We start from the raw sequence: 23,885 nt of genomic DNA, 5'->3' as shown, positions 1-23,885 counted from the left end.
GGTTACGGCGACTTCGTCCAGATCAGCAGCAGGTAGCCGCCGAAGTAGGCGGAGAAGGCGACCAGGGTCACCAGCACCGTGACGGCCCGGGCCCATCCGGCCCGGGCCAGGCCCACGGCGGCGGGCAGCAGCAGCGGGAACGCCGGGAGCAGGAACCGTGCCTTGGAGTGGTAGTAGCCGGCGGCGCCGAGCGTGGTGACCAGAAGCAGGCCGCTGTAGAGCAACAGTTGCCACGGCTGCCGGTCGATCACGCTCAACACGAAGAACATGATCGACAGCAGCGCCACGACGGTGACCACCAACAGCGGCAACGCCGCCACCTGGACCAGGACCTGCTTCCCCCGGTCGACCGTGTAGACCCCGAAGTCGAAGGTGGTGCCCCAGCCCGCGGACTGGATGTGGAACCAGCCGTCCAGCCGCCCGGTCCGGTTGCCCACCCAGGCCAGGTAGCCCAGCCAACCGGCCGGGGCGAGCAGCAGCGCCGCCCACGGCCGCCAACCGTCCCGCCGCCGGACGACTGCCAGCAGCGCGGCCAGCCCCACCACCGGGATCAGGGACGAGGCGGTGGGCCGGGTCAGCCCGGCGAACAGGCACACCACCCCCGCGGTGACCCAGTGCCGGCGCAGCAGCGCGTACAGCGTCCAGGCGGCCAGGGCGGTGAACAGGCTCTCGCTGTAGCCCATCGACTCCACCACGGCGTGCGGCACCACGGCCCACAGCGCGGCGAGCAGGACGCCGGTGCGCCGGTCGTGCAGGTGCCGGCCGATCGCGAACAGGCCCCAGGCGGCGGCCAGCGCGGCCAGCCACGCCACGACCAGGGCCGACTCGCGCGGGCTGAACGGGGAGAGCCGCTCCACGGCCGCGGTCAGGCCCGGGTAGAGCGGGAAGAACGCCATGTTGCTCTGCGTCTTCTCGTACCCGTCGTAGCCGTGCTGGACGATGCCGAGATACCAGTTGCCGTCGGCCCGGGTGAGCCGCTCGGCCGGCGACACGTCCAGGCTGCGCGCCCACAGGTAGACGACGAGCACGCCGACCAGCCGGATCGCCGCGAACACCGCGAGCGCGGGCGCCGCGTCCCGGGCGGCGTCGCGCAGCCGCCGGGCGAGGCCGGGCCGGGCGGGGTCGGCGGTGGCCGGTCCGGTCGGCGGAGCTGGCGCGGGCCGGCTGGGTTCCTCGGTGGTCACCACGTCCATTGTGCGGTCCCGTTCACGCTGAGCTGCGGTTGTCCGGGGCCCGCGTGGCGCGGCCGGCGACCCGGCGAACGACCCGCAGCGGGCGCCGGTCGTTGAACAGGATGGAGGGTAGCAAGCGTCACAGCAGGTCGTGGGGCACCGGCGGCGGCGGGCGTTCCGGCCCGATCCGCTGTCGTAGACTCGCTCGGGTCCGCGGGCGCGGTGCTGGCGACGACGAAACGGGCAGGAATGGGATCTGACGGCACGACCGCAGCGGCGGCCACCCGGGGACGGGTCGTCATGCTGGTGGACAACGGGGTCATCGGTGACTCCCGGGTGCAGAAGGCGGCGCGCTCCGCCGCCGCGGCCGGCTGGGACGTCGTGCTGCTCGGCCGCGCGCCGGTCGGCCAGCCGCAGAGCTGGCGGCTCGGCGACGCCGAGGTGCGCCTGATCCCCATGCCCGAGCCGTTGGCCCGCCGCCGGCACGAGTTCCGCCGGGCCTGGCTGCGCCACCCGCTGGCCTATCCGCCCAGCGGCGTCGCGGCGCACCGTACCCAGGCGGTCAAGGCCTGGCGGGCGGACCTGGCGGTACGCCGGGCGGCGCTGACCACCGCGGCCCGGGGCGCCGGCGGCGGCCGGCCGGGCGGGCTGCCCTGGGTCGCGCTGCGGGCCGAGGAGAAGCTGTCCGGCCTGACCCGCAAGTGGGTCGGCTTCCGCAACCGCGAGCTGACCCGCGCCCGCAAGGGCCGCAAGCTGGACGGCCCCTGGGACCGGGCGTACACGCTGTTCTGGCAGCGGCTGCGCGGCGACGGCGCGTGGCGCCGGCTGGAGCCGGGCCTGTGGGACTACGAGCTGGCCTACGGTCCGGTCGTCGACGAGCTGGCGCCGGACCTGATCCACGCCAACGACTTCCGGATGCTCGGCGTCGGCGCCCGGGCGAAGATCCGGGCCGCCGCCGCGGGCCGGCGGATCGCGCTGGTGTGGGACGCCCACGAGTACCTGCCCGGCGTGCAGCCGTGGCGCGACAATGCCCGCTGGCTGCCCGGCAACGTGGCGCACGAACGGGAGTACGTGCCGTACGCGGACGCCACCACCACCGTCTCCGGCGGCCTGGCCGACCTGCTGCGCGACGAGCACGGCCTGACCGAGCGCCCGGCGGTCGTGCTCAACGCCCCCGCGGTCGACGAGCTGCCGACCGACCCGGAGGAGCCGGTGCCGGACATCCGGGCCCGGTGCGGTCTCGGACCGGACACGCCGCTGCTGGTCTACAGCGGGGTGGCCGCCGCCAAGCGCGGTCTCGGGGTGCTGGTCGAGGCGCTCCCCCGGCTGCCCGACGCGCACGTCGCCCTGGTGGTCAACAAGCCCGCCTCGGCGTACGTCCGCGGCCTGGTCACCCGCGCCGACGAGCTGGGCGTGGCGGACCGGCTGCACGTGCTGCCGTACGTGCCGCACCACCAGGTGGTCCGGTTCCTCGGCGGAGCGCAGGTCGGGGTCATCCCGATCCAGCACTGGCCGAACCACGAGATCGCGCTGATCACCAAGTTCTTCGAGTATTCACACGCCCGCCTGCCGCTGGTCGTCTCCGACGTGCGCACGATGGCCGAGACTGTCCGGGAGACCGGCCAGGGTGAGGTGTTCCGCGCCGAGGACGTGGCCGACTTCGTCCGGGCGGTGACCGCGGTGCTCGCCGATCCGGCGCGCTACCGTGCCGCGTACGACCGGCCCGGTCTGCTGGCCGGCTGGACCTGGGAGGCGCAGGCGCGCGTGCTCGACGACGTCTACTCCCGGCTGCTGCCCGACGCCCCGGCCCGCCCGACGGCGCCGGCGCCGACCCCGGTGGAGGTGGGCGCGTGAGCACGCCGGACGTGACCGTGGTGGTGGCGGTCTACAACACCATGCCCTACCTCACCACCTGCCTGGACTCGCTGCTCGCGCAGACCATCGGCCGGGACCGGCTCGAGGTGGTGGCCGTCGACGACGGCTCCACCGACGGCAGCGGCGCCGAGCTGGACCGCTACGCCGCGCGGCACCCGGAGACGGTCCGGGTGCTCCACCAGGCCAACTCCGGCGGCCCGGCGGCGCCGAGCAACCTGGCCCTCGACCACGCCCGCGGCCGTTACGTCTTCTTCATCGGCTCCGACGACCACCTCGGCCCGGAGGCCCTGGAACGTCTGGTCACCGCCGCCGACCGGTGGAACTCCGACGTGGTGCTCGGCCGGATGGTCGGCACCAACAAGCGCTACGTGCACCAGGCCGTCTACGCCAGCACCCAGGAGCGGCTCGACCTGTTCGACAGCGCCCTGCCGTGGTCGCTGTCGAACACCAAGCTGTTCCGCCGGGACCTGATCGAGCGCCACGGCCTGCGCTACCGCACCGACATGCCGATGGGCAGCGACCAGCCGTTCACGCTGGAGGCCTGCTTCCGGGCGACGAAGGTCTCGGTCCTGGCCGACTACGAGTTCTACTACGCGGTCAAGCGGGACAACGCCCAGAACATCACCTACGCCAGCCGGTTCGAGGAGCGGCTGCGCTGCGCCGAGGAGCTGGTCGGCTTCGTGGCCGGGCTGATCGAGCCCGGCCCACGCCGGGACGCGGTCCTGGTGCGCCACTTCACCTGGGAGGTGGCGAAGCTGCTCCGCACGGAGTTCCTCGCCCTCGCCCCGGACGTGCAGCAGCACGTCCACGACCGCGTCCGCAAGCTGACCGAGGCGTACCTGACCGAGGGCGTGCTCGCCCGGATGGCGTCCGAGGAGCGGCTGCGGCTGGCCGTGGCGCGCGACGGCGACCTGGCGGCGCTGCGCGAGCTGATCGAGCAGCAGGCGGACCGGACCATGCCCGAGGTCACCGTCGTCGACGACCGCTGGTACGCCCACCACGTCGGGTTCCGCGACCCCGCGTTCGGCTACCCCGACGAGTGGTACGACGTCACCGACCGGGCCGCCACCCTGCTGGCCAAGCTGACCGCGACCGGGCTGGCCTGGGGTCGGGACGCCGCCGGCGCCCGGGCGCTGGTGGTCACCGCCCGCAGCCGCTGGGCCGAGCTGGCCGAGCTGAGCGCCGAGGCGCTGCGGGTCAGCGTGGGCGACCTGACGGGTGTGACGTCGGCGACGCCGGACGCTCCCGGTACCGTCGTACGGACGGACTTCGCGGTGGACCGGCTGCTGGCGGTCGTCGCGGCGAACGGGGAACGGCGGACCGTGCGCGCCGAGGTGTCGACCCTGGGTGGGGCCGGCTCGGCGCCACTGCGCACCGACCGCCCGGTCGCCGCGCCCCGACGGCTGGCCCGGCGCGGCGTCCGGCTGCACCTCGTCACGCCCACCACGAACCACAAGGGCCAGGTGATCGTCGCGATCACGCCGGTGACACCCGGTCGGTTCCTTGCCCGCCTGCGCCGAATCTGGCCCTCTGGAGGAAAGTAGTTCATGAACATCTGCGTCGTCGCGCTCGGAAAGATCGGCCTGCCGCTCGCCGTGCAGTTCGCCTCGAAGGGGCACCGGGTGATCGGTGCCGACGTCTCCGAGCGGGTCGTCCAGCTGGTCAACGACGGTGCCGTGCCCTTCCCGGGCGAGGCCGACCTGGACGTCAAGCTGAAGGAGGCGGTGGCCGCCGGGCTGCTGTCGGCCACCACCGACACCGCCGCCGCGGTCGCCGAGTCGGAGGCGGTCGTGGTGGTCGTGCCGCTGTTCGTGGACGCCGAGGGCGTGCCGGACTTCGGCTGGATGGACGACGCCACCCGGGCCATCGCCCGTGGCCTGAAGCCGGGCACGCTGGTCAGCTACGAGACCACCCTGCCGGTCGGCACCACCCGCAGCCGGTGGGCGCCGATGCTCTCCGAGGGCTCCGGCCTCACCGCGGGCACCGACTTCCACCTGGTGTTCAGCCCGGAGCGGGTGCTCACCGGCCGGGTCTTCGCCGACCTGCGCCGCTACCCGAAGCTGGTCGGCGGCATCGACGAGGCGTCCGCCGCGCACGGCGTGCGGTTCTACGAGGCGGTGCTCGACTTCGACGAGCGCGCCGACCTGGACCGGCCCAACGGGGTGTGGGACCTGGGCTCGGCCGAGGCGTCCGAGCTGGCCAAGCTCGCCGAGACGACCTACCGGGACGTGAACATCGGCCTGGCGAACCAGTTCGCCCGCTTCGCCGACACGGTCGGCGTGGACGTCACCAAGGTCATCGAGGCCTGCAACACCCAGCCGTACAGCCACATCCACTCGCCGGGCATCGCGGTCGGTGGGCACTGCATCCCGATCTACCCGCGGATGTACCTGTGGAACGACCCGGCCGCCACCGTGGTCCGCTCGGCGCGCGAGGCCAACGCCGCCATGCCGGACTACGCGGTGGACCTGCTCGCCGCCGCGTACGGCGACCTGACCGGGGTGGGCGTGCTGGTGCTCGGCGCCGCCTACCGGGGTGGCGTCAAGGAGACCGCGTTCTCCGGCGTCTTCCCGACCGTGGAGGCGCTGCGCCGGCGGGGTGCGACCCCCTACGTCTCCGACCCGATGTACACCAACGAGGAACTGGCCGCGCACGGCCTGCCCGGCTACGACGGCGAGCCGGTCGGCGCCGCGGTGATCCAGGCCGACCACGCCGAGTACCGCAGCCTCGCCCCGGCCGACCTGCCGGGCGTGACGGTGCTGGTCGACGGCCGCCGGGTCACCGACCCGGCGCGCTGGACCGGCGTCCGCCGGGTGGTCATCGGCGGCTGATCCCGTCCGCGCAGCGGGCCCCGGCCGGTGACCGGCCGGGGCCCGCTGCGTGTCGTGGCCCGGCGCGCACCGATGGTGAAAGCCGTCGTCCGTCGTTCACCTGCCGGACACCCCGGCAATACTTGTGTCACTTGGCCCGTTTAGGGTCGCAGCCGTCCGGTATCGGGCCCCTTCGACACCGGCGGGCAGACAGGGAGCGTGTCGTTGTTCAGCAGAGTACGCAGCCAGCAGGGTCTCGCCGCGGTCGGCGCGACGCTCCTCGGCTACGCGGTCATGATCCTCTCCGGGGTCCTCGGCCTGGTGGTCCCGTACGCGGTGGCCGCCGTGGTCGCCCTGGCCGGTGAGGCGGCCCTGGCCACCCGGTACGCCGGGACCGCCGAGCTGCTCGACAAGGCCGGCCTCGGCGAGGTCTTCCGCCGCCTGGTCCGGGACCTGTCGGTGGTCCTGCTGGTGGTCGCCGCGGTCCGTCCCGGGGTGGCCGGCGACGTCGCGGTGCTGCTGCTGCCGGCCGCGCTCTGGACCGTGGCGGTGGCCACGTCGGCGGTGACCAAGGTGATCGACGGGCGGGTCGACCCGCCGGCCTACACCCGCAACATCGACCTCGGCGCGCTGCGCCGGGTGCCGGTGCCGCCGGCCTGGGCGCGCTGGCTGGCCGGGCTGCGGCTGCCGCTGCTCAACGTGCTGCTGGTGCCGGCCGCCGTGGTGGCCGCCGCCGTCGACCGGGTCGCCCCGGTCGTGGTCACCGCCACCGTCACGCTGCTCGCCGGCCTGGTCACCGCCGCGGTGCTGGCGCTGACCGCGCTGCGCGGCCGGGGCCGGGCCCCGGGGGTGCTGCCCGCCGTGCACGACTGGCTGGCCCGGGAGCGGCCCGAGGTGGCCCTCTACTTCGCCGGCCCGGCCAAGGACGTCTACCAGGCCAACATGTGGCTCGCGCCGGTGGAGGCGACCGGACGGCGGGCGGTGGTGCTGCTGCGGGCCGCGGACGCGTTCGGCGAGCTGGCCGACACCCGGCTGCCGGTGATCTGCGTGCCGGCCGGCGTCGACTTCATGAACCTCGACCTCGGCTCGCTGCGGGTCGCCCTCTACGCGGCCAACGTCGGGGCCAACATCCACCTGCTGCGCGAGCCGGGCGTGAAGCACGTCTTCGTCGGGCACGGCGACAGCGACAAGCAGGCCAGCGTCAACCCGTACAGCAAGGTGTACGACGAGGTGTGGGTGGCCGGTCCGGCCGGCCGGGAACGGTACGCCCGGGCCGCGGTGGGCGTGCTGGACCGCGACATCGTGGAGGTCGGCCGCCCGCAGCTGGCCGGCGTGCACACCTTCGGCTCCGGCGCCGCCGACCACCTCTTCACCGTGCTCTACGCCCCCACCTGGGAGGGCTGGCTGGACGACGACCCCTACCACACCTCACTGGTGCTGATGGGGGAGCGGATCGTGTCCGGGCTGCTGGCCGCCGGGAACCTGCGGGTGCTCTACAAGCCGCACCCGCTCACCGGCACCCGCTCGGCGAAGGCGCGGGCGGTCCACGAGCGGATCGTCGCCCGGATCCGGGCCGCCGGCGGTCAGACCGACCCCACCTCGCTCGACGGCACCGCGCACCTGGTGGTCACCGGTCGCACGCCGGCGCTGTTCGACTGCTTCAACGCCACCGACCTGCTGGTCAGCGACGTGTCGAGTGTGGTCTCGGACTTCGTGCAGAGTGAGCGGCCGTACGTGGTGGCCAACCCGGCCGGCCTGCCGGAGGACGAGTTCCGCCGGCAGTTCCCCACCGCCCGGGCGGCGTACCTGCTCTCGGCGGACTGCGGCGAGCTGCCGAAGATCCTCACCGTGACCCGGACCGGGGACGACCCGATGGCCGAGGCGCGGCGGGAGCTGAAGGAGTATCTGCTCGGCCCGGCCGGGTCCAACCCGATGGACCGGTTCCGGGACGAGATCGGCCGGCTCTGCGGCTGACCGACGCGCCGACGCGCGGGGGCGACGACCGATCGGCCGTCGCCCCCGCTGCGCGTTCAGCCCTGGTGCGGCGGGTTGTCGACGTCGCGGGAGACGACCTCGCCCTTCTCGTCGACCCAGCCCTTCGGCCGGGCCGGGTTGCCCGCCACCAGCTGGTACGGCTTGACGTCCTTGGTCACCACCGAGCCGGCCGCGATCATCGCGTACTCACCGACCTCGATGCCGCAGACCAGCGTCGCGTTGGCGCCGATCGAGGCGCCCCGGCGGACCAGCGTCGGCGTGATCGTCCAGTCCGGATTCTGGGCGCGCGGCCGGAAGTCGTTGGTGAACACCGCGCACGGGCCGACGAAGACCTCGTCCTCGATGGTCACGCCCTGGTAGACCGAGACGTTGTTCTGGATCTTCACCCGGTCGCCGACGGTGACCCCCGCGTCGACGTAGACGTTGCGGCCGATCACGCAGCCGGCGCCGACCTGGGCGCTCGACCGGATGTGCGCCAGGTGCCAGACCTTGGTGCCGTCACCGACCCGGGCGCCGTCCTCCACGTCGGCCGTCGGGTGGACGAAGACGGAGGCGGACCGGTCGTTGCTGTCAGTCATCTCAACTCGCATCGTGGCAGGGCGCTGCGTCGCGCCGTCGGGCGGGTTCGACGCAGCATAACGAGCCCCTAGTCGAGCAGTTCGGCCACCACGTCGGCGGCCGGCCGGTCCGCCGGCAGCGGGTGCGCCGCGACCACCGCGTCCACCGGCAGCGCCGCGTACAGGTGCGGGAACGCCGCGCCGCCGCGCGACACCTCCCACCGCAGCCCTTCGCCGAGCCGGCTCTCGTCCACCGCGAGCAGTGTCAGGCCGGTCACCCCGGCGAAATGCCGGCGTACGGTCTCCACCACCTGGTCGGCCGCGGACAGGTGGAGGTAGCCGTCCTGCCGGTCCAGCGCGGTGCCGGTGAACCGCCCGGCCGCCCGCGCCTGCCGCCACTCGTCGTCGGAGAGAATCTTGTAGATCACGACCGCAGCCTAGAGCGGCCTCGCGCCCCGGCGGCGCGTCTGCCACCATTTCGCGGGACGACGCGTCGAACGAGAGGGGGCACGGGTGCGAATCCTCCTGGTCGAGGACGACCGTCGGGTCGCCGCGGCCCTGTCGTCCGCGCTGACCCGGCGCGGCTACCAGGTGGAACACGCCGCCACCGTCGCCGCCGCGCTCTCCGCCGCCCCCTGCGACCTGGTCCTGCTCGACCTCACGCTGCCCGACGGCGACGGCACCGACCTGTGCCGGGAGCTGCGCCGGCGCAGCAGCCAGCTCGGCATCATCGCGGTCACCGCCCGGGGCGAGGAACGCGACCGGGTGCTCGGCCTGCGGCTGGGCGCCGACGACTACGTGGTCAAGCCGTTCTCGATGGTGGAGTTGCAGGCCCGGATCGAGGCGGTGCTGCGCCGGGCCGCGCACACCGTCCCGGAGCGTAACCTGATCGAGGCGGGCGAGGTCCGCATCGACGTGGGCGGCCGGACGGTCACCGTGTCCGGCCGGGCGGTGGCGTTGACCCGCAAGGAGTTCGACATCCTGCTCTCCCTGGCCCGGCAGCCCGGGGTGGCCGTGCCACGCGACCGCATCCTGCTCGACGTCTGGGGCACCACCTGGGCCGACCGGCACACCGTCGAGGTGCACGTCGGGTCGCTGCGCGGCAAGCTCGGCGACCCGACCCTGGTGGAGACCGTGCGCGGGGTCGGCTACCGGCTCCGCGGCGCGTGAGGAGGCCCCGGTGCGCCGCCGGCTGGTGATCAGCTACCTGCTGCTGATGGTGCTGGTGCTGTTCGCGCTGGAGACCCCGCTGGCGGTCACCCTGGCCTCCCGGGAGACCGACCGGGTACGCGCCGACCGGCTCGCCGACGCCACCCGCTTCGCGTCGCTGGCCGGTCCGGCGCTGCGCGGCGGCGGGCCCGGCCCGCTCGGTGGGGAGCTGGCCGCCTACGACGACCTCTACGGCATCGGCGCGGCGGTGGTGGACCGCGACCGGCGTACCGTCGCCGCCTCGCCCCGGTGGGAGCTGGGTGCGGGCACCGGCCCGGCGCTCGACACGGCGCTGTCCGGGCAGCAGTTCAGCGGCCCGGAGTCGGTCTGGCCCTGGGTGGACGGCCCGCTGGTGACGGCGGTCCCGATCAACGACGGCGGCGAGGTGCTCGGCGCCGTGGTCACCACCACCCCGGCGGACCCGGTGCGCCGCACCGTCACCGCGTGGTGGCTGCTGCTCGCCGGCATCGGCCTGCTCGCGGTGCTGGCCTGCGTCTCCACCGCGTTCGGGCTGGCCGGATGGGTGCTGCGCCCGGTCACCGAGCTGGACTCGGTGACCCACGAGATCGCCGAGGGCCGCCGCACCGCCCGGGTCCGGCCCCGGCTCGGCCCGCCGGAGCTGCGCCGGCTGGCGGCCAGCTTCAACCACATGGCCGACGCGGTCTCCGACGTGATGGACCGCCAGCGGGCCTTCGTCGCGCACGCCAGCCACCAGCTGCGCAACCCGCTGACCGCGTTGCGGCTGCGGGTGGAGGAGCTGGGACCCAGCCTCACCGACCCGGACGGCCGGGCCGAGCACCAACTGGCGCTGGAGGAGACCGACCGGCTGGCCACCGTCCTCGACGCGCTGCTCACCCTGGCCCGGGCCGAACGGGAGGAGAACCAGCGGGTCACCGTGGACGCCTCCGCGGCGGCCGCGTCCCGGGTGACGGCCTGGCTGCCACTGGCTCGACACCGGTCGGTCACCCTCCGCCTCGACCCGGGCGAGGCGCCGGCGTACGCCCGGACCGTGCCGACCGCGATCGACCAGGCACTCGACGCCCTGATCGACAACGCGGTCAAGTTCAGCGGCGCCGAGGGAGAGGTGACGGTGACCGTCCGACCGGCCGACGGCGGGACGGCGCTGACCGTGCGCGACACCGGTCCGGGCATGACGGCCAGCCAGCTGGACCAGGCCACGGAGCGGTTCTGGCGGGCGCCGGACGCGCAGAACGTGGACGGCGCCGGGCTCGGGCTGACCATCGCCGCGGTGCTCGTCGACGCGTCCGACGGCCGGCTCACCATGCGCCAGGGCGAGCCGCGCGGGCTGGTCGCCGAGCTGTGGTTCCCGGCGCCGCCCGACGACCCGGGCGGCGCGGTCGAACCGCCCGCCCCGCGGCGCGCCGAGGAACCGGTCGGCACCTGAGCCCGGTCAGGGCTTGGCCGCGCGGTACCACTGCGCCGCGCCCGGGTGCAGCGGCAACGGCGTGGTGACGATCGCCGACCGGGGGCTCATCCGCCCGGCGGCCGGGTGCGCGGCGGCCAGCTCCTCCCGCCGCTCCATCAGCAGCCGGGTCACCTCACGCACCAGCGTGGCGGGCAGCTCGGCGCTGACGATCAGGTAGTTCGGGTTCGCCACCGTGCTGACCGGATCCGCCTGGTAGACCGAGCGGGGGATGTCCCGGGTCACGTAGACCTCCCCGTACGCGCGCCGCAACGGCTCGGTCCAGTCGCCCAGGTCGACCATCCGCAGGGAGGTCTGTCGGGCCAGCTCCGCGACGCCGCGCACGGGCAGGCCGCCGGAGAAGAAGAAGGCGTCGATCCGGCCCTCGCGCAGGGCGGTCACCGAGTCGTCCAGCCCCAGGTGCTCCTGCCGGACCCGGTCGCCGTCGAGCTGCGCCACGTCCAGCAGCCGGGTGGCGGTCACCTCGGTGCCCGAGCCGTCGGCGCCCACCGACACCCGCCGGCCGCGCAGGTCGGCGAGCGTGCGCACCGGACCACCGGCGGTGGTCACCAGGTGCAGGAGGTCGTCGTAGACCCGCGCCACGGCGAGCACGCGGGGGTGCTCCGGCTCGCGGGGCGGCAGCACGTCGGCCTGGGTGAAGCCCAGCTCCGCCTCGCCGGAGCCGACCAGCCGGACGTTCTGCGCGGAGGCCGCGGTGACCACGACGTCCGCCCGCACCCCGGGCAGCTCCCGGTTGAGCAGGGCGGCCAGCGACTGGCCGAACGCGTGGTAGACCGCGGTCGGGCTGCCGGTGGCGATCCGGATCCGCACCGGCTCGGTGGGCTCGTCGCGGCAGCCGGCGACGGCGGTGACGAGCAGCAGCAACAGGGCCAGCGGGGCCGCGGTCCGGCGCCGGCCGCGCACAGACCAGTGTCGGCTCACGGGCTGCACTCTGCGCCGTGCACCCGCCGCCGCGCAAGCCCGCCCGCGCGGGCGCTGTCCTCAGCCCAGTTCGGCGCTCTCGGTGATCCGGGCCCGGTGCTTGCCGTTGGGCACGCTCACCAGGAAGCACCCCGAGCCGGGCCGCAGCGCCGCCGGCACCTCCAGCAGGGCCGCGCCGCGCACCAGCACCGCCGCCAGGTCGCGGTCGGCCAGCCGGATGCCGAGGCAGTGCCGGCGTACGTGCCGGCCGCCGGCGAGCAGCGCCGCCCGCCACGCCGCCGCCGCCAGGCGCGGACGCCAGATCCGGCGTGCCGTCGAGGCGCCGGGGGCCGGCCCGCCGAGCAGCTCGCGTCGGCCCTGCCGCCAGCCGGCCGCCAGCACGGCCGCGTACGCCGGCCGGTGCTCGACGGGCACCGACAGCCGGTGCAGCTCGAACCGCCGGCGCAGGCCGCCCGTGGTCAGCTCGTGCTCCACCGGCACGTCGAGGCGGCCCAGCAGCTGCCGCATCCGCTGCGCCGCGTCCTCCCGGTTGAACTCCGCGACCCCGCCCCGGTAGGGGTCGACGTCGAACCGGCGGACGTCCGCGGCCGGGGGTGGCGTGCACCGCACCATGCAGGCGACCTCGAACGCGTCGGCCAGGGTCAGCCAGTCCAGCGGTGGTGGCGGCGACGACGGGCGGGGCCGGTCGAGCAGCGTGGTGGGCTCGGAGAGCATCGGCACAGCTCCTTGGTCGGCGTCGGGGCCCCTCTACCGTGGCCTGCCCCGCCGGGTCGGGGAACCGCTGCGCCCGAGCCTTGAGCAAAATTTGCGCGAACGCCGGCCCTCAGAGATCGGCGACGACGAGGTCGAGCTGCCGGGGCCGGCCGATGGCCCGGGGACCCTCCTCGACCGTGTACTTCAGCTCGCGCAGCGCGCCCACCAGCGCGTCGGCGGTACGCGGGCGGGTGCCGGCGAGGAGCAGGTCCCGGACCAGCCGGCCCTTGGTCGCCTTGTTGAAGTGGCTCACCACCGAGCGCGTCGGCGTCCCGTCCACCACCCGCTCGTGCAGCACCCGCACCGTCACCGTGCGCTCGGCGAGCGGCCCGCGCGGGGTCCAGGTGGCCGCGTACGCGCCGGAGCGCAGGTCGAGCACCGGACCGGTGCCCGCGGCCGCCGTCATGACCGGCCCCATCGCGGACCGCCAGTACGCCGACAGCGCCCCGACGCCCGGCAGGCGCGCCCCGATCGGGCACCGGTACGGCGGGATCCGGTCGGCGAGGCGGACCGCGCCCCACAGGCCGGAGCTGATCAGCACCGACCGGCGGGCGGCCCGCTCCGCCGCCGGGGGCAGCGTGGCCAGGTCGAGCGCCTCGTAGAGCACCCCGGTGTACAGCCGGGCGGCCGGCGCGGTGGCCGCCGCCCGCAGCCGGGCGTTGCGCCGCAGCTCGCCGCGCTGGCCCTCACTCAGGCCCAGCGCGTCCCGGGCCGCCGCCTCGTCCGGGCCGGCGCAGAGGTCGACCAGTGCGGTCAGTACCGCCTCCCGGGCCGGGTTCAGCTCCGACAGGGACAGCCGCGACAGGTCCAGCCGCCGGCCGGTGCCGGCCTCGGCCTTGCCCTCGGACGGGGGGAGCAGGATGAGCACCGGCACAGCGTACGGGCCGGGCTCAGCGCCACGGTCGCACGGCGCGGTCCGGGTGGTAGACGCGACTGTCGCCGACCTCGGCCACCAGCGCCGCGTCGGCCCGGTCGCCGAGCAGCCGCCGCAGCCCGCGTTCCGCCGACGAGCCGACCGCCACCACGTACCCGGGCCGGTCCGCCCGCCCCACCCGCTGCCAGTACGCCGGGTAGCGGTTCTGCCCCGGCGTCAGGTTGCCGTCCAGCACCCCGCACGCCACCGCCTCGCCGGTGTTGAAGATCAGCCGGTTGCAGGTCCAGTAGTCGCCGTACACCTCGTGCAGGCTGGACCGCAGCACCGTGTCGGCCAGCCGGCGGGCGGACATCTCCTCGGCCCGTACCCCGGGGGCGTGGGCCAGGAACGCCGCCGTGCCGGCGACCGCCGCGGCGGTCAGCCCGGCCAGCACCGCGGCGGCCGTGACACCGCCCAGCCGGGCCACCCGGCCGGCGGTGGCGCGCAGCGCGTGCGCGGCGGCCAGCCAGAGCGGCCAGAGCACGGCCGGCAACGAGATCTGCAGCACCGAGAGGTAGCGGGCGTTGCCCAGCGGGTCGGTCGCGGCGAGCGGGCTGCGCACGTACACCAGCAGGGTCAACGCCGCGCCGACGACCAGCGCGAGGACCGCCGCGGCCCGGACCCGCGCGGCGTGGTCTCCGGCCCGGCGGTACGCGACCAGCCCGAGCCCGGCGGCGGCCACCAGCAGCACCGGGTAGAGCACGCCGAACCACTGTGCCCAGCGCGCGCAGCCGTCCATCGGGCACAGCCCGGAGGCCAACGGCACCCCCTCCAGCAGCCCGCCGCGCACCCGGTCGACGATCGTCGGCGCCACGCCCTCCTTCGTGCTGACCTCCCGCAGCACCGACAGCGAGTCCTGCCCCGGCGGCGCCACCAGGTTGTCCTTCACCACCGGCGCGATGCCGACCAGGAAACCCGCCACCAGCAGCACGCCGGGCCAGCCGACCAGCTCGCGGGGGACCGCCAGCACCAGCACCACGGCCGCCACCAGCAGGTAGGGCGCGATCAGCCAGTCCGACCACAGCGCCAGCCCGACGAGCAGCCCGAACCCGCCGGTGGCCAGCCAGCGGTGCCGGATCCGGTCCTCGCCGAGCGCGACCGCGATCAGCAGCAACGCCAGCACCGCCGGCTTGACCTCGGGCCGGCCGCCGACCACGGTGAGCTGGTCGCGGACCACCCGTTCCGACCCGAGTGCCAGCAGGCCCACCACGACCACGGCCAGCCAGGGGGAGAAGAGGTGGCGGGTCAGCCGGTACGCCAGCCACAGGAAGATCGCGTAGAGCGCCAGCAGCGGCAGCCGCAGCAGCGGCCAACTCGGTCCGGCCCAGCCCACCAGCGGCGCGGCCAGATACGACTCCAGCACGCCCATGTAGCGCTGCCCGTAGAGGAAGACCGGCCGTTCGTGGCCGCCGGCGATGTGCAGGGCGGCCAGGCCGAACGTGGCCTCGTCGCTGTTCGAGGCGGGCACCGTGAGCACCGTCAGCACCAGCCGGTAGCCGACCCCGACCGCGCCGAGCAGCAGCGCCACCAGCGCCGGCGCGTCCGGCCGGCCCATCGCGTCCCGCTTCACCTGCGACACGACGCAGTCTGGCACGCTGCCGGCCGGCGCCCGGGGCGGATCGGCGTAGATCACTCGCGTGGCCGGCCCCCGTCGGTTGTGGCAGTGTTGCTACGTGCCACCCACACCACCGGACCAGCTGGCCGTGCCGCAACTGCACCGCGCCGCCCGCATCGAGGACGCCCTGCACGGGCTCGTGGAACGCCGGCTGAAGCGCACCGGGTGGCAGCCCAACATCATCGCGTACGCGGGCTACGGCGCCCCCGGCTGGGCGCGGGTGCTCTGCCGCGTGCTGCTCGGCCGCCCGGACACCCGCCGGCGGGGCCGGCTGGACAAGGTGCGGGGCTGGCGCAGCTTCGCCACCCTGCCGGCCAAGCACGCCCGGGTGATGATCGAGGTCAACGGCGTGCGCCAGGAGGTGACCGCCGACCGCAGCGGCTTCGTCGACACCGTCGTCGAGGGCGACTTCACCCCCGGCTGGGGCTGCGTACGCCTCAGCGTCGCCGACGCCGAGCCGGTGGAGGCGCTGGTACGCATCCTCGACCCGAACGTCCGGTTCGGCATCCTCTCCGACATCGACGACACGGTCATGGTGACCGCGCTGCCCCGACCGCTGCTCGCCGCGTGGAACACGTTCGTCCTCGACGAGCACGCCCGCACCGCGGTCCCCGGCATGGCGGTGCTCTACGAGCGCCTGGCCACCGCCCACCCCGGCGCGCCGGTCTTCTACCTCTCCACCGGCGCCTGGAACGTCGCGCCGACGCTGACCCGGTTCCTCTCCCGCCACCTCTACCCGGCCGGCCCGCTGCTGCTCACCGACTGGGGGCCGACGGCCGACCGCTGGTTCCGCAGCGGGCGGGAGCACAAGCGGGCCACGCTGGCCCGGCTGGCCCGCGAGTTCCCCGAGGTGCGCTGGCTGCTCATCGGCGACGACGGCCAGCACGACCCGGAGATCTACCGGGAGTTCGCCGCCGCCCACCCGGACAACGTGGCCGGCGTGGCGATCCGGCGGCTGTCGCCGACCCAGTCGGTGCTGGCCGGCAGCCTGCCCGCGCCCGCGGGTCGCTCCTCGTCCGGCCCGGTGGGTCAGAAGTGGCTGAGCGCCCCCGACGGCGCCGGCCTGTGGAAACTCCTCCGCGAAGCCGACCTGGTCTGATCCGCCCCTTCCCTTGGCTGGTCGGCGGTGGCCGGACGGTCCGGGGCGGGGGTGGGGGTCGTCGGTGTGCCTCGGCGGGTCCGGGACCCGCGGTGGTCCTCCACGGGCTCGGGGTCCGCGGTGGTCCGCGGTGGTCCGCAGTGGTCCTCGGTGGTCCGCGGTGGTCCGCGTTGGTCCTCGGTGGCTCTCGCTGGGACGGGTGAGGCTCGCTGCGGTGGTGAGGCCCGGACCGCGCTCTCCGCGAGCCGGCCACTGCTCGTCCGACCCCACTGCACCCACCTATCGAGACCACCGATCCAAAATCTGAGAAGCCCCGAGATCTTGGTACGAAATGGCCCCCAGAGGGACCATTTCGTACCAAGATCGCAACCTCCGCCGCGTCGATCATGAGGTTGACGGCCTTGTGGATCTTCTAGAGTGCCGCCAACCTCATGATCGACGTCAGGGGTCAGCGGGTCAGCGGGTCGGCGGGGCGGATGCGGGGGTGACGGCGTCCGATCCGGGGTCGCCGGGGGCACAGCCGGGGACGCGTGGGTCGGCCACCTGATACACCTGGCCAGCCTGTCCCTGACCTGCCTGTCCTTGTTTCTGGCCTGCCTGGTCCTGGCCGCCCTCGTCTTGGCCGCCCTCGTCTTGGCCGCCCTGGTCCTGGCCGCCCTGGTCCTGGCCGCCCTGGTCCTGGCCGCCCTGGTCCTGGCCGCCCTGGTCCGCCGGGCTCTTGTCCGCCTGGCTCTGCTCGGCGCTCTGGTCCTGGCCCGGGGCGAGGCCGGCATCGGCGCCCGGCTGCCCGCCCGCCGCGTTCCCGTCCTGGTCTCCGGCTGCGCCTGCCGCGTCGCCCGGGTTCTGGTCCGCGCTTTGGTCCGCGCCCTGGTTCGGGTCTGCGCCCTGGTTCGGGCCCGCGCCCTGATCGCGGGCGGCCTGGCGGGCAGCGCGGATCTGCTGGATCAGAGCCCGTAGCTGCTGGATCCGCGCCCGGATCTGCTGGATCCGCTGCGCCACCCGGTCCCCGGCGTCGCCCGCCTGCTCACCGGCCGCGCCCTGCTGTCCGTCGTCACCGGCCGCGCCGGCCTGCTCACCCGCGCCGGCCTGCTCACCCGCGCCGGCCTGCTCACCCGCGCCGGCCTGCTCACCCGCGCCGGCCTGCTCACCCGCGCCGGCCTGCTCACCCGCGCCGGCCTGCTCACCCGCGTCGGCCTGCTCACCCGCGCCGGCCTGCTCACCCGCGCCGGCTTGGTCGTTCGCGCCGGCTTGGTCGTTCGCGCCGGCTTGGTCGTTCGCGCCGGCTTGGTCGTTCGCGCCGGCTTGGTCGTTCGCGCCGGTCTGGGGGTCGTCCTGGGCCGCGCCGCCCTGTTGCGCGCCGGCCTGGGCCGCGCCGCCCTGTTGACCGTCCTGTCCGGCGGCCTGCTGCTTCTGCTGGCGGGCGGCCCGGGCGGCCTGCACGATCCCGGCGATCTGGCCGATGAGGCCCCCGACGGCGTTGATGATGCCGGCGGCCCGTCCCGCACCACCCACCGCGCCAGCACCCGGGCCGGCCGCACCGGCACCGGCCGCACCGCCTCCGGTCGCGCCGGCGCCACCACCAGCGTCGGGACCGGCGGCGCCGGCGCCGGCCTGCGCCTGCTGGGCACCCCGCGCGATGCCCCGGATGCCGCCGAAGATGCCACCGAGCCGCTGGACCCGGGCCTGGGTCAGCTGCGGGTCGACCAGCTGCCCGGAGCGTTCGCCGCGCATCTGCTCGGTGACCGCCCAGGCCCGGTCGAGTTCGACCGCCATGGCCTGCTCCCAGGGCACGCCCGGGCAGGTGGCGCCGGCCACCTCGATCGTGCCGGCGCAGCCGGCCGCGGCACGCCGTTGCCGGATCAGGTCGACCACCGCCAGCCGGTTGGCGATCCGGTCGGCCGAGTTGGCGTCCGGGTCGCGGCGCTGGTCGGCGATGAAGGTGAGGTTGATGCGCAGCGCGCCGTCCAGGCCGGCGCAGCTCTCGGCCGCCTGGCCGGTGCCGGTGGCGACCGCGAACGCCGCCCCCGCCGTCAGCGCCAACGCCACCCCGCCGGCGATCTTCCGGTTGCGGGACGGGCCCGCCGTCGCCCTGCGCCGCCTGGTTGTGCCCCTGCTCCACGCCATCGAAGCTCCTCCGCCTCGTCGTCACGGGTGTCCGGCATCCGTACGGGGATACGGGGAGCCGGCCGGTGCCGGTTCAGGCGGGCGGATGGGGGAGCGTCCGATCTCGACCCGGAGTGATGCTGCGGCGCGGATTACGTCACTCATCGTGATGGACATCGACGAGGGATCACCTGGATCGGATATGACACTGAGTCATAATTATGACCCAGCGTCATATCGCGAAAAACGGGAGTCAGTCCCGCCGGAGCCAGAGCACGCCCAGCGGCGGCACCCGCAGCGCCGCCGACGCCGGCATCCCGTGCCACGGCACGTTCTCCGCGTGCACCGCGCCCAGGTTGCCCACCCCGGACCCGCCGTAGTGGTGCGCGTCGGTGTTGAGCGCCTCGGTCCACGTCCCACCGGCGGGCAGGCCGATCCGGTAGTCGTCCAGCGGCAGGGCGGAGAAGTTGGCCACGCAGACCAGGGTCTGGCCGTCCGGGGCGATCCGGATGAACGAGACCGCGTTGTTGGCCACGTCGTCGCCGGCGATCCAGCGGAAGCCGGCCGGGTCGGTGTCCTGCGCCCACAGCGCCGGCGTGGCCCGGTAGGCGCGGTTCAGGTCCGCGACCAGGCGCTGCACCCCGGCGCGTGCCGGGTCGTGCAGCAGGTACCAGTCGAGGCCGCGCTCCTCGCTCCACTCGCGGTCGTCGGCGAGTTCGCAGCCCATGAAGAGCAACTGCTTGCCGGGGTGCGCCCACATGTACGCCAGCAGCGCCCGCACGTTCGCCAGCCGCTGCCAGGTGTCGCCGGGCATCTTGCCGGTCAGCGACCCCTTGCCGTGCACCACCTCGTCGTGGCTGATCGGCAGCACGTAGTTCTCGCTCCAGGCGTAGGCGAGGGAGAACGTGAGCTGGTGGTGGTGGTGCTGCCGGTAGATCGGGTCCTTCGAGGTGTAGAGCAGGGTGTCGTGCATCCAGCCCATGTTCCACTTGAACCCGAACCCGAGCCCGCCGTCGGAGGTCGGCCTGGTGACGCCCGGCCACGCGGTGGACTCCTCGGCGATCATGAGCACGCCCGGGTGGTGCCGGTAGACCGTGGCGTTGACCTCCTGGAGGAACGCGATGGCCTCCAGGTTCTCCCGGCCCCCGTGCACGTTCGGGGCCCACTGCCCCTCCTCGCGGGAATAGTCGAGGTAGAGCATCGAGGCGACCGCGTCGACCCGGAGCCCGTCGACGTGGAACTCGTCGAGCCAGTAGAGCGCGTTGGCGACCAGGAAGTTGCGGACCTCGTTGCGACCGAAGTCGAAGACGTACGTACCCCAGTCGGGGTGTTCGCCGCGGCGCGGGTCGGGGTGCTCGTAGAGCGGGGTGCCGTCGAAGCGGGCCAGGGCCCACTCGTCCTTGGGGAAGTGCGCCGGCACCCAGTCGAGGATCACGCCGATGCCGGCGGCGTGCAGCCGGTCGACCAGGTGGCGGAAGTCGTCCGGGTCGCCGAACCGGGCGGTGGGCGCGTAGTAGCCGGTGACCTGGTAGCCCCACGAGCCGCCGAACGGGTGTTCCATCACCGGCAGGAACTCCACGTGGGTGAAGCCCGTCTCGAGCACGTACGCGGTGAGCTGCTCGGCCAGCTCCCGGTAGCTCAGGCCGGGGCGCCAGGAGCCCAGGTGCACCTCGTACACGCTCATCGGCTCCTGGTGCGGCTGCCGCCTCGCCCGCCGCTCCAGCCAGTCGGCGTCGTTCCACTCGTACCGTGACTCGTGGACCACCGACGCGGTGGCCGGCGGCACCTCGGTGCGGGCGGCCATCGGGTCGGCCTTGTCCCGCCACCGGCCGTCGGCGCCGAGCACGCGGTACTTGTACCGGCTGCCGGCCGGCATGCCGGGCACGAAGATCTCCCACACGCCGCTGGAGCCGAGCGAGCGCATCGGCCAGCCGTCGTCCGCGCCCCAGCCGGTGACGTCGCCGACGAGCCGCACGCCGCGGGCGTTGGGCGCCCAGACGGTGAACGCCACGCCCTCGTCGAAGACCCGGGCGCCGAGCGCCGCCCAGAGTCGCTCGTGCCGCCCCTCGCCGATCAGGTGCAGGTCCAGCTCGCCGAGCGTGGGCGGATACCGGTACGGGTCGTCGTGCGTGGTGCCGTCCACCTCGACCCGGTAGTCGAGCACCTCGCCGGGGAGCACCGCCTCGAAGACGCCGACGTCGTGCACCCGCTTCGTCGGGTGCCGCTCGCCGTCGACGAGCACCGTCACCTCGCCCGCGCCCCGGCGCAGCGTCCGGATCGTGGTGTTCCCGTCGGCCGGGTGCGCGCCGAGCACGGCGTGCGGGTCGTGTACCTCGCCGGCGATCAGCTGGTCCATCGTGCGTCGTCCTTCCCGGCCGGTGCGGTCGGTGCGGTGCCGCCGGAGAGGTCGGCGGGTACGTCTTCGACGGTCAGGTCCGGCGCGGCCGGGTGCTCCGGCTCGGCGGCGGCCGGTGGCGCCGGGCGGCGCACGGTGAGCACGTGTGCCGGTTGCAGGTACGGGTCGAGGCGCACCGCGTTGCGCTGCCCCCAGTCGTACCCGGCGCCGGTCAGCTCGTCGTGCACGGTGAACCGCTCGTGCCAGTCGAAGCCGAGCGCCGGCATGTCGAGCGTGGTGTTGCCCCACTGCACGGTGCGGGAGTCGAACGAGCAGACCACGATCACCGTGTTGCCGCTCTCCGGGTCGTGCTTGGACCAGCAGAGCAGCGCCGGGTTGTCGATGTCGTGGAAGCGCAGGTTGCGCAGCTGGTGCAGGGCGGGGTTGTCCCGGCGGACCCGGTTGAGCGTGCCGATGAACGGCGCCAGCGACCGCCCCTGCGCCAGCGCGCCGTCCCAGTCCCGGGGCCGCAGCTCGTACTTCTCGTTGTCCAGGTACTCCTCGGCGCCCGGGCGGGCGACGTGCTCGAACAGCTCGAAGCCGGCGTACATGCCCCAGGAGGGGGAGAGCAGTGCCGCCAGCACCGCCCGGATCTTGAACATCGGCGGCCCGCCGTGCTGCAACGACGAGTGCAGGATGTCCGGTGTGTTGGGCCAGAAGTTCGGGCGCATCCAGTCGGCGGAGGCGACCAGCTCCTCGCAGTACTCCCGCATCTCGGCCGCCGTCGTGCGCCAGGTGAAGTAGGTGTACGACTGGGTGAAGCCGATCTTGCCGAGCCCGTGCATGATCGCGGGCCGGGTGAACGCCTCGGCGAGGAAGAGCACGTCCGGGTCCACGCTCTTGACCTCGGCGATGAGCCAGTGCCAGAAGTCGAACGGCTTGGTGTGCGGGTTGTCGACCCGGAAGATCTTCACGCCCTCACCGACCCAGTGCAGCACCACCCGCAGCACCTCGGCCCGGATGCCCTCGGGGTCGTTGTCGAAGTTCAGCGGATAGATGTCCTGGTATTTCTTCGGCGGGTTCTCCGCGTAGGCGATGCTGCCGTCGGCCCGGGTGGTGAACCACTCCGGGTGTTCGGTGACCCACGGGTGGTCCGGCGCGCACTGCAACGCCAGGTCCATCGCCACCTCCAGGCCCTGCTCGGCGGCGGCCGCGACGAAGTCGCGGAAGTCCTCCGGCGTACCCAGGTCGGGGTGGATGGCGTCGTGGCCGCCCTCGGCCGCGCCGATCGCCCACGGCGAGCCGACGTCGTCCGGCCCGGCGGTGAGCGCGTTGTTGCGGCCCTTGCGGTTGACCCGGCCGATCGGGTGGATCGGCGGCAGGTAGAGCACGTCGAAGCCCATCGCCGCGACGCCGGGCAGGCGGTCGACGGCGGTGGCGAACGTGCCGGAGCGGGCGGGCGCGTCGGCGGTGGCCGGGATCGCGCCCTCGGAGCGGGGGAAGAACTCGTACCAGGCGGAGAAGAGCGCCCGGGGCCGGTCCACCCACAGGGTCCGCTCGTCGCCGGCGGTGACCAGCTCGCGGACCGGGTGCTCCCAGAGCAGGTCGGCCAGGTCGAGCGCCGGGCTCACCCGCCGCGGCAGCTCCAGGTCGTCGTCACCCAGCGTCGTCACGGCTTCGCGTACGCGGTCCCGGTCGGCCTTCGGCACCAGGTCGAGCGCGGCGGTCAGCACCCGGAGGCCCTCGGCCAGGTCGTTGGCCAGCTCGGCCGCGCCCTGGCCGGCGGCGAGCTTCTTGGTTACCGCGTTCTGCCAGGTCAGGTAGGGATCCTGGAACGCCTCCACGGTGAACCGCCACTCGCCGACCGCGTCCGGCCGGATGGTGGCGTGCCACCGGTCCTGGCCCGGCTCGCCGGGCCGCATCCGGGTGAACGGGCGGGCGTCGCCGTCCGGGCCGCGCCAGACCACGTTGCAGCCCAGCGCGTCGTGGCCCTCGCGGTAGGCCCGGGCCGACACCGGCACCAGCTCACCGACCACCGCCTTGGCCGGGTAGCGACCGCAGGAGACGACGGGGGAGACGTCTTCGATCGGGAACCGTCCAGTCACCCGCTCAACCTACTGCGCGAGATCCTCTCGCGCTCGGCTGCGCCCTGGATGCACCCCTTCCGCCGCCCTGTGCGTGGTGCTCGGCGGGTGCGACGGCACGGGTGTCAAACGGGCGCCGACCCACCCGTGGCGTTGCACCCGAGCGGCTGGTCCACACGGTGCGCGACGAACACGAACTCCCGGCCGGGGCGGTCGGGCGCCTCCCGCACGTCTGTCACCCGGTAGCCGGTCGAGGTCAGGCTCGCCTCGACCTCGTCGCGGTCGCGGAACCGCAGCGTGGAGTCCGACGTGAGGGTCACGCCGTCGGTCAGGAACCGGTACGTGTACCGGAAGGACACCAGCGGCAGGTCGACCACGGTGACCTCGAGGCGCTGTTCCACCGGCCCGACGCCCGGCACGTCCCGGGTGACGGGCGCGGTGTCCGCCCACTCCTCCCAGGCGCGGCGCCCCGGGCGGCGGGTCTCGAACACGAGGTGACCGCCGGGGCGCAGCGCGGCGTGCACGCCCCGCAGGGTCCGCTCCCAGTCGTCGTCGGTGCGGAAGACCTGCGCCACGTTCCCGGTCATCGTGGCCAGGTCGGCGCGCAGCGGCGGCAGCGTGGTGGCGTCGCCGCGGATCCAGCGGACCCGGTCCGCGCCGTCCTTCGCCCGCGCGACGTCCAGCGACGCCTCGGCCGGGTCGACGCCCACGACGGTACGGCCGTGCCGGGCGAGCAGGAGGGCCAGGTTCCCGGTGCCGCACCCGAGGTCGAGCACCACGCGGGCGTCCAGCTCGTCGGCGATGGCGAGGTACGCGTCCAGGTCGTCCCGGTCGCCGTCGAACGCGTCGTAGACCGGCGCGAGTCGAGGATGGGTGAAGATCGCATCCGACATCCCGGCGACTGTATCCGCCGCGGGCCGCGACCGGGCGACGTCCGCGGCGTGCCGCTGGCGGGCTGTTAAGAAGGGGCCCTTCCTCTACCGGAGGCGTTAAGAAGGGG

General features: G+C 74.4%; 18 protein-coding genes. 7 read left to right on the top strand and 11 right to left on the bottom strand.

Annotated elements, in window-relative coordinates; translation table 11 throughout:
- Positions 1 to 2: 2 nt before the first annotated feature.
- On the bottom strand, positions 3 to 1,193 hold the full coding sequence (locus GA0070622_RS23135; RefSeq protein WP_091578578.1) for a glycosyltransferase family protein: 1,191 nt from the start codon (positions 1,191 to 1,193) through the stop codon (positions 3 to 5).
- Between the two features lie 228 nt (positions 1,194 to 1,421).
- Here GA0070622_RS23135 and GA0070622_RS23130 point away from each other — a divergent pair, with 228 nt between their 5' ends.
- The 4 genes from GA0070622_RS23130 (at position 1,422) to GA0070622_RS23115 (ending at position 7,831) form a co-directional block, all read left to right on the top strand.
- A complete protein-coding gene (locus tag GA0070622_RS23130; RefSeq protein WP_369700182.1) occupies positions 1,422 to 3,026 on the top strand; it encodes a glycosyltransferase family 4 protein in 1,605 nt (534 codons plus the stop codon).
- Entirely contained in the window at positions 3,023 to 4,591 is a 1,569-nt protein-coding gene (locus GA0070622_RS23125; protein ID WP_091578573.1) for a glycosyltransferase, read from the top strand. The genes GA0070622_RS23130 and GA0070622_RS23125 overlap by 4 nt, the downstream gene beginning before the upstream one ends.
- Positions 4,592 to 4,594: 3 nt before the next feature.
- Entirely contained in the window at positions 4,595 to 5,878 is a 1,284-nt protein-coding gene (locus GA0070622_RS23120; protein WP_091578570.1) for a nucleotide sugar dehydrogenase, read from the top strand.
- Between the two features lie 204 nt (positions 5,879 to 6,082).
- Positions 6,083 to 7,831 carry a CDP-glycerol glycerophosphotransferase family protein gene (locus tag GA0070622_RS23115; RefSeq protein WP_091583793.1) on the top strand — a complete coding sequence of 583 codons (1,749 nt, stop codon included), beginning with the start codon at positions 6,083 to 6,085 and terminating at the stop codon, positions 7,829 to 7,831.
- Between the two features lie 56 nt (positions 7,832 to 7,887).
- Here GA0070622_RS23115 and GA0070622_RS23110 read toward each other — a convergent pair whose 3' ends face one another.
- Complete coding sequence (locus GA0070622_RS23110) at positions 7,888 to 8,430, bottom strand: acyltransferase (protein WP_091578568.1); 543 nt, start codon at positions 8,428 to 8,430, stop codon at positions 7,888 to 7,890.
- 68 nt (positions 8,431 to 8,498) lie between these two features.
- Positions 8,499 to 8,837, bottom strand: coding sequence for a DUF952 domain-containing protein (locus GA0070622_RS23105; protein ID WP_091578566.1), 339 nt, complete (start codon positions 8,835 to 8,837; stop codon positions 8,499 to 8,501).
- An 85-nt stretch (positions 8,838 to 8,922) separates the two neighbouring features.
- Here GA0070622_RS23105 and GA0070622_RS23100 point away from each other — a divergent pair, with 85 nt between their 5' ends.
- Both GA0070622_RS23100 and GA0070622_RS23095 read left to right on the top strand, forming a co-directional pair.
- Positions 8,923 to 9,579 carry a response regulator transcription factor gene (locus tag GA0070622_RS23100; protein WP_091578563.1) on the top strand — a complete coding sequence of 219 codons (657 nt, stop codon included), beginning with the start codon at positions 8,923 to 8,925 and terminating at the stop codon, positions 9,577 to 9,579.
- Positions 9,580 to 9,589: 10 nt separating this feature from the next.
- Positions 9,590 to 11,023 carry a sensor histidine kinase gene (locus GA0070622_RS23095; protein WP_091578561.1) on the top strand — a complete coding sequence of 478 codons (1,434 nt, stop codon included), beginning with the start codon at positions 9,590 to 9,592 and terminating at the stop codon, positions 11,021 to 11,023.
- A 6-nt stretch (positions 11,024 to 11,029) separates the two neighbouring features.
- Here the strand turns inward: GA0070622_RS23095 and GA0070622_RS23090 are convergent, their stop codons facing one another.
- From GA0070622_RS23090 to GA0070622_RS23075, 4 genes are all read right to left on the bottom strand, one after another.
- Positions 11,030 to 11,983 (bottom strand): TAXI family TRAP transporter solute-binding subunit, encoded by a 954-nt coding sequence (locus tag GA0070622_RS23090; RefSeq protein WP_091578558.1) that lies wholly within the window; start codon positions 11,981 to 11,983, stop codon positions 11,030 to 11,032.
- Between the two features lie 60 nt (positions 11,984 to 12,043).
- Positions 12,044 to 12,697 carry a hypothetical protein gene (locus GA0070622_RS23085; RefSeq protein WP_091578555.1) on the bottom strand — a complete coding sequence of 218 codons (654 nt, stop codon included), beginning with the start codon at positions 12,695 to 12,697 and terminating at the stop codon, positions 12,044 to 12,046.
- 109 nt (positions 12,698 to 12,806) lie between these two features.
- Positions 12,807 to 13,610: a peroxide stress protein YaaA gene (yaaA, locus tag GA0070622_RS23080; RefSeq protein WP_091578552.1), complete on the bottom strand. Its 804-nt coding sequence runs from the start codon at positions 13,608 to 13,610 to the stop codon at positions 12,807 to 12,809.
- A gap of 16 nt (positions 13,611 to 13,626) precedes the next feature.
- Positions 13,627 to 15,204 carry a hypothetical protein gene (locus GA0070622_RS23075; protein WP_176710601.1) on the bottom strand — a complete coding sequence of 526 codons (1,578 nt, stop codon included), beginning with the start codon at positions 15,202 to 15,204 and terminating at the stop codon, positions 13,627 to 13,629.
- Positions 15,205 to 15,322: 118 nt separating this feature from the next.
- On the opposite strand from GA0070622_RS23075, the gene GA0070622_RS23070 reads away from it, so the two are divergent.
- Positions 15,323 to 16,363 (top strand): App1 family protein phosphatidate phosphatase, encoded by a 1,041-nt coding sequence (locus tag GA0070622_RS23070; RefSeq protein WP_245666759.1) that lies wholly within the window; start codon positions 15,323 to 15,325, stop codon positions 16,361 to 16,363.
- A 456-nt stretch (positions 16,364 to 16,819) separates the two neighbouring features.
- Here the strand turns inward: GA0070622_RS23070 and GA0070622_RS32665 are convergent, their stop codons facing one another.
- The 4 genes from GA0070622_RS32665 to GA0070622_RS23050 all read right to left on the bottom strand — a co-directional run bounded on the left by GA0070622_RS32665 (position 16,820) and on the right by GA0070622_RS23050 (position 23,778).
- Entirely contained in the window at positions 16,820 to 18,487 is a 1,668-nt protein-coding gene (locus tag GA0070622_RS32665) for a hypothetical protein (protein ID WP_176710565.1), read from the bottom strand.
- 232 nt (positions 18,488 to 18,719) lie between these two features.
- The gene (gene glgB, locus GA0070622_RS23060) at positions 18,720 to 20,822 is read right to left on the bottom strand and encodes a 1,4-alpha-glucan branching protein GlgB (RefSeq protein WP_091578546.1); all 2,103 of its coding nucleotides are present in this window, start codon (positions 20,820 to 20,822) and stop codon (positions 18,720 to 18,722) included.
- The gene (locus GA0070622_RS23055) at positions 20,810 to 22,906 is read right to left on the bottom strand and encodes an alpha-1,4-glucan--maltose-1-phosphate maltosyltransferase (RefSeq protein WP_091578544.1); all 2,097 of its coding nucleotides are present in this window, start codon (positions 22,904 to 22,906) and stop codon (positions 20,810 to 20,812) included. The genes glgB and GA0070622_RS23055 overlap by 13 nt, the downstream gene beginning before the upstream one ends.
- 104 nt (positions 22,907 to 23,010) lie before the next feature.
- A complete protein-coding gene (locus GA0070622_RS23050) occupies positions 23,011 to 23,778 on the bottom strand; it encodes a class I SAM-dependent methyltransferase (RefSeq protein WP_091578541.1) in 768 nt (255 codons plus the stop codon).
- Positions 23,779 to 23,885: the final 107 nt, after the last annotated feature.

Source organism: Micromonospora sediminicola (assembly GCF_900089585.1).
Lineage (GTDB): Bacteria > Actinomycetota > Actinomycetes > Mycobacteriales > Micromonosporaceae > Micromonospora > Micromonospora sediminicola.
Note: the sequence above shows the minus strand (reverse complement) of the source record. Positions and strands in the feature narration are given on the sequence as shown.

What these genes read in the sequence shown, in the direction of transcription:
- GA0070622_RS23135 (WP_091578578.1), bottom strand. Translation starts at nt 1,193, where the DNA reads ATGGACGTGGTGACCACCGAGGAACCCAGCCGGCCCGCGCCAGCTCCG.
- GA0070622_RS23130 (WP_369700182.1), top strand. Translation starts at nt 1,422, where the DNA reads ATGGGATCTGACGGCACGACCGCAGCGGCGGCCACCCGGGGACGGGTC.
- GA0070622_RS23120 (WP_091578570.1), top strand. Translation starts at nt 4,595, where the DNA reads ATGAACATCTGCGTCGTCGCGCTCGGAAAGATCGGCCTGCCGCTCGCC.
- GA0070622_RS23110 (WP_091578568.1), bottom strand. Translation starts at nt 8,430, where the DNA reads ATGACTGACAGCAACGACCGGTCCGCCTCCGTCTTCGTCCACCCGACG.
- GA0070622_RS23085 (WP_091578555.1), bottom strand. Translation starts at nt 12,697, where the DNA reads ATGCTCTCCGAGCCCACCACGCTGCTCGACCGGCCCCGCCCGTCGTCG.
- GA0070622_RS23075 (WP_176710601.1), bottom strand. Translation starts at nt 15,204, where the DNA reads ATGGGCCGGCCGGACGCGCCGGCGCTGGTGGCGCTGCTGCTCGGCGCG.
- GA0070622_RS32665 (WP_176710565.1), bottom strand. Translation starts at nt 18,487, where the DNA reads ATGGCGTGGAGCAGGGGCACAACCAGGCGGCGCAGGGCGACGGCGGGC.
- glgB (WP_091578546.1), bottom strand. Translation starts at nt 20,822, where the DNA reads ATGGACCAGCTGATCGCCGGCGAGGTACACGACCCGCACGCCGTGCTC.
- GA0070622_RS23050 (WP_091578541.1), bottom strand. Translation starts at nt 23,778, where the DNA reads ATGTCGGATGCGATCTTCACCCATCCTCGACTCGCGCCGGTCTACGAC.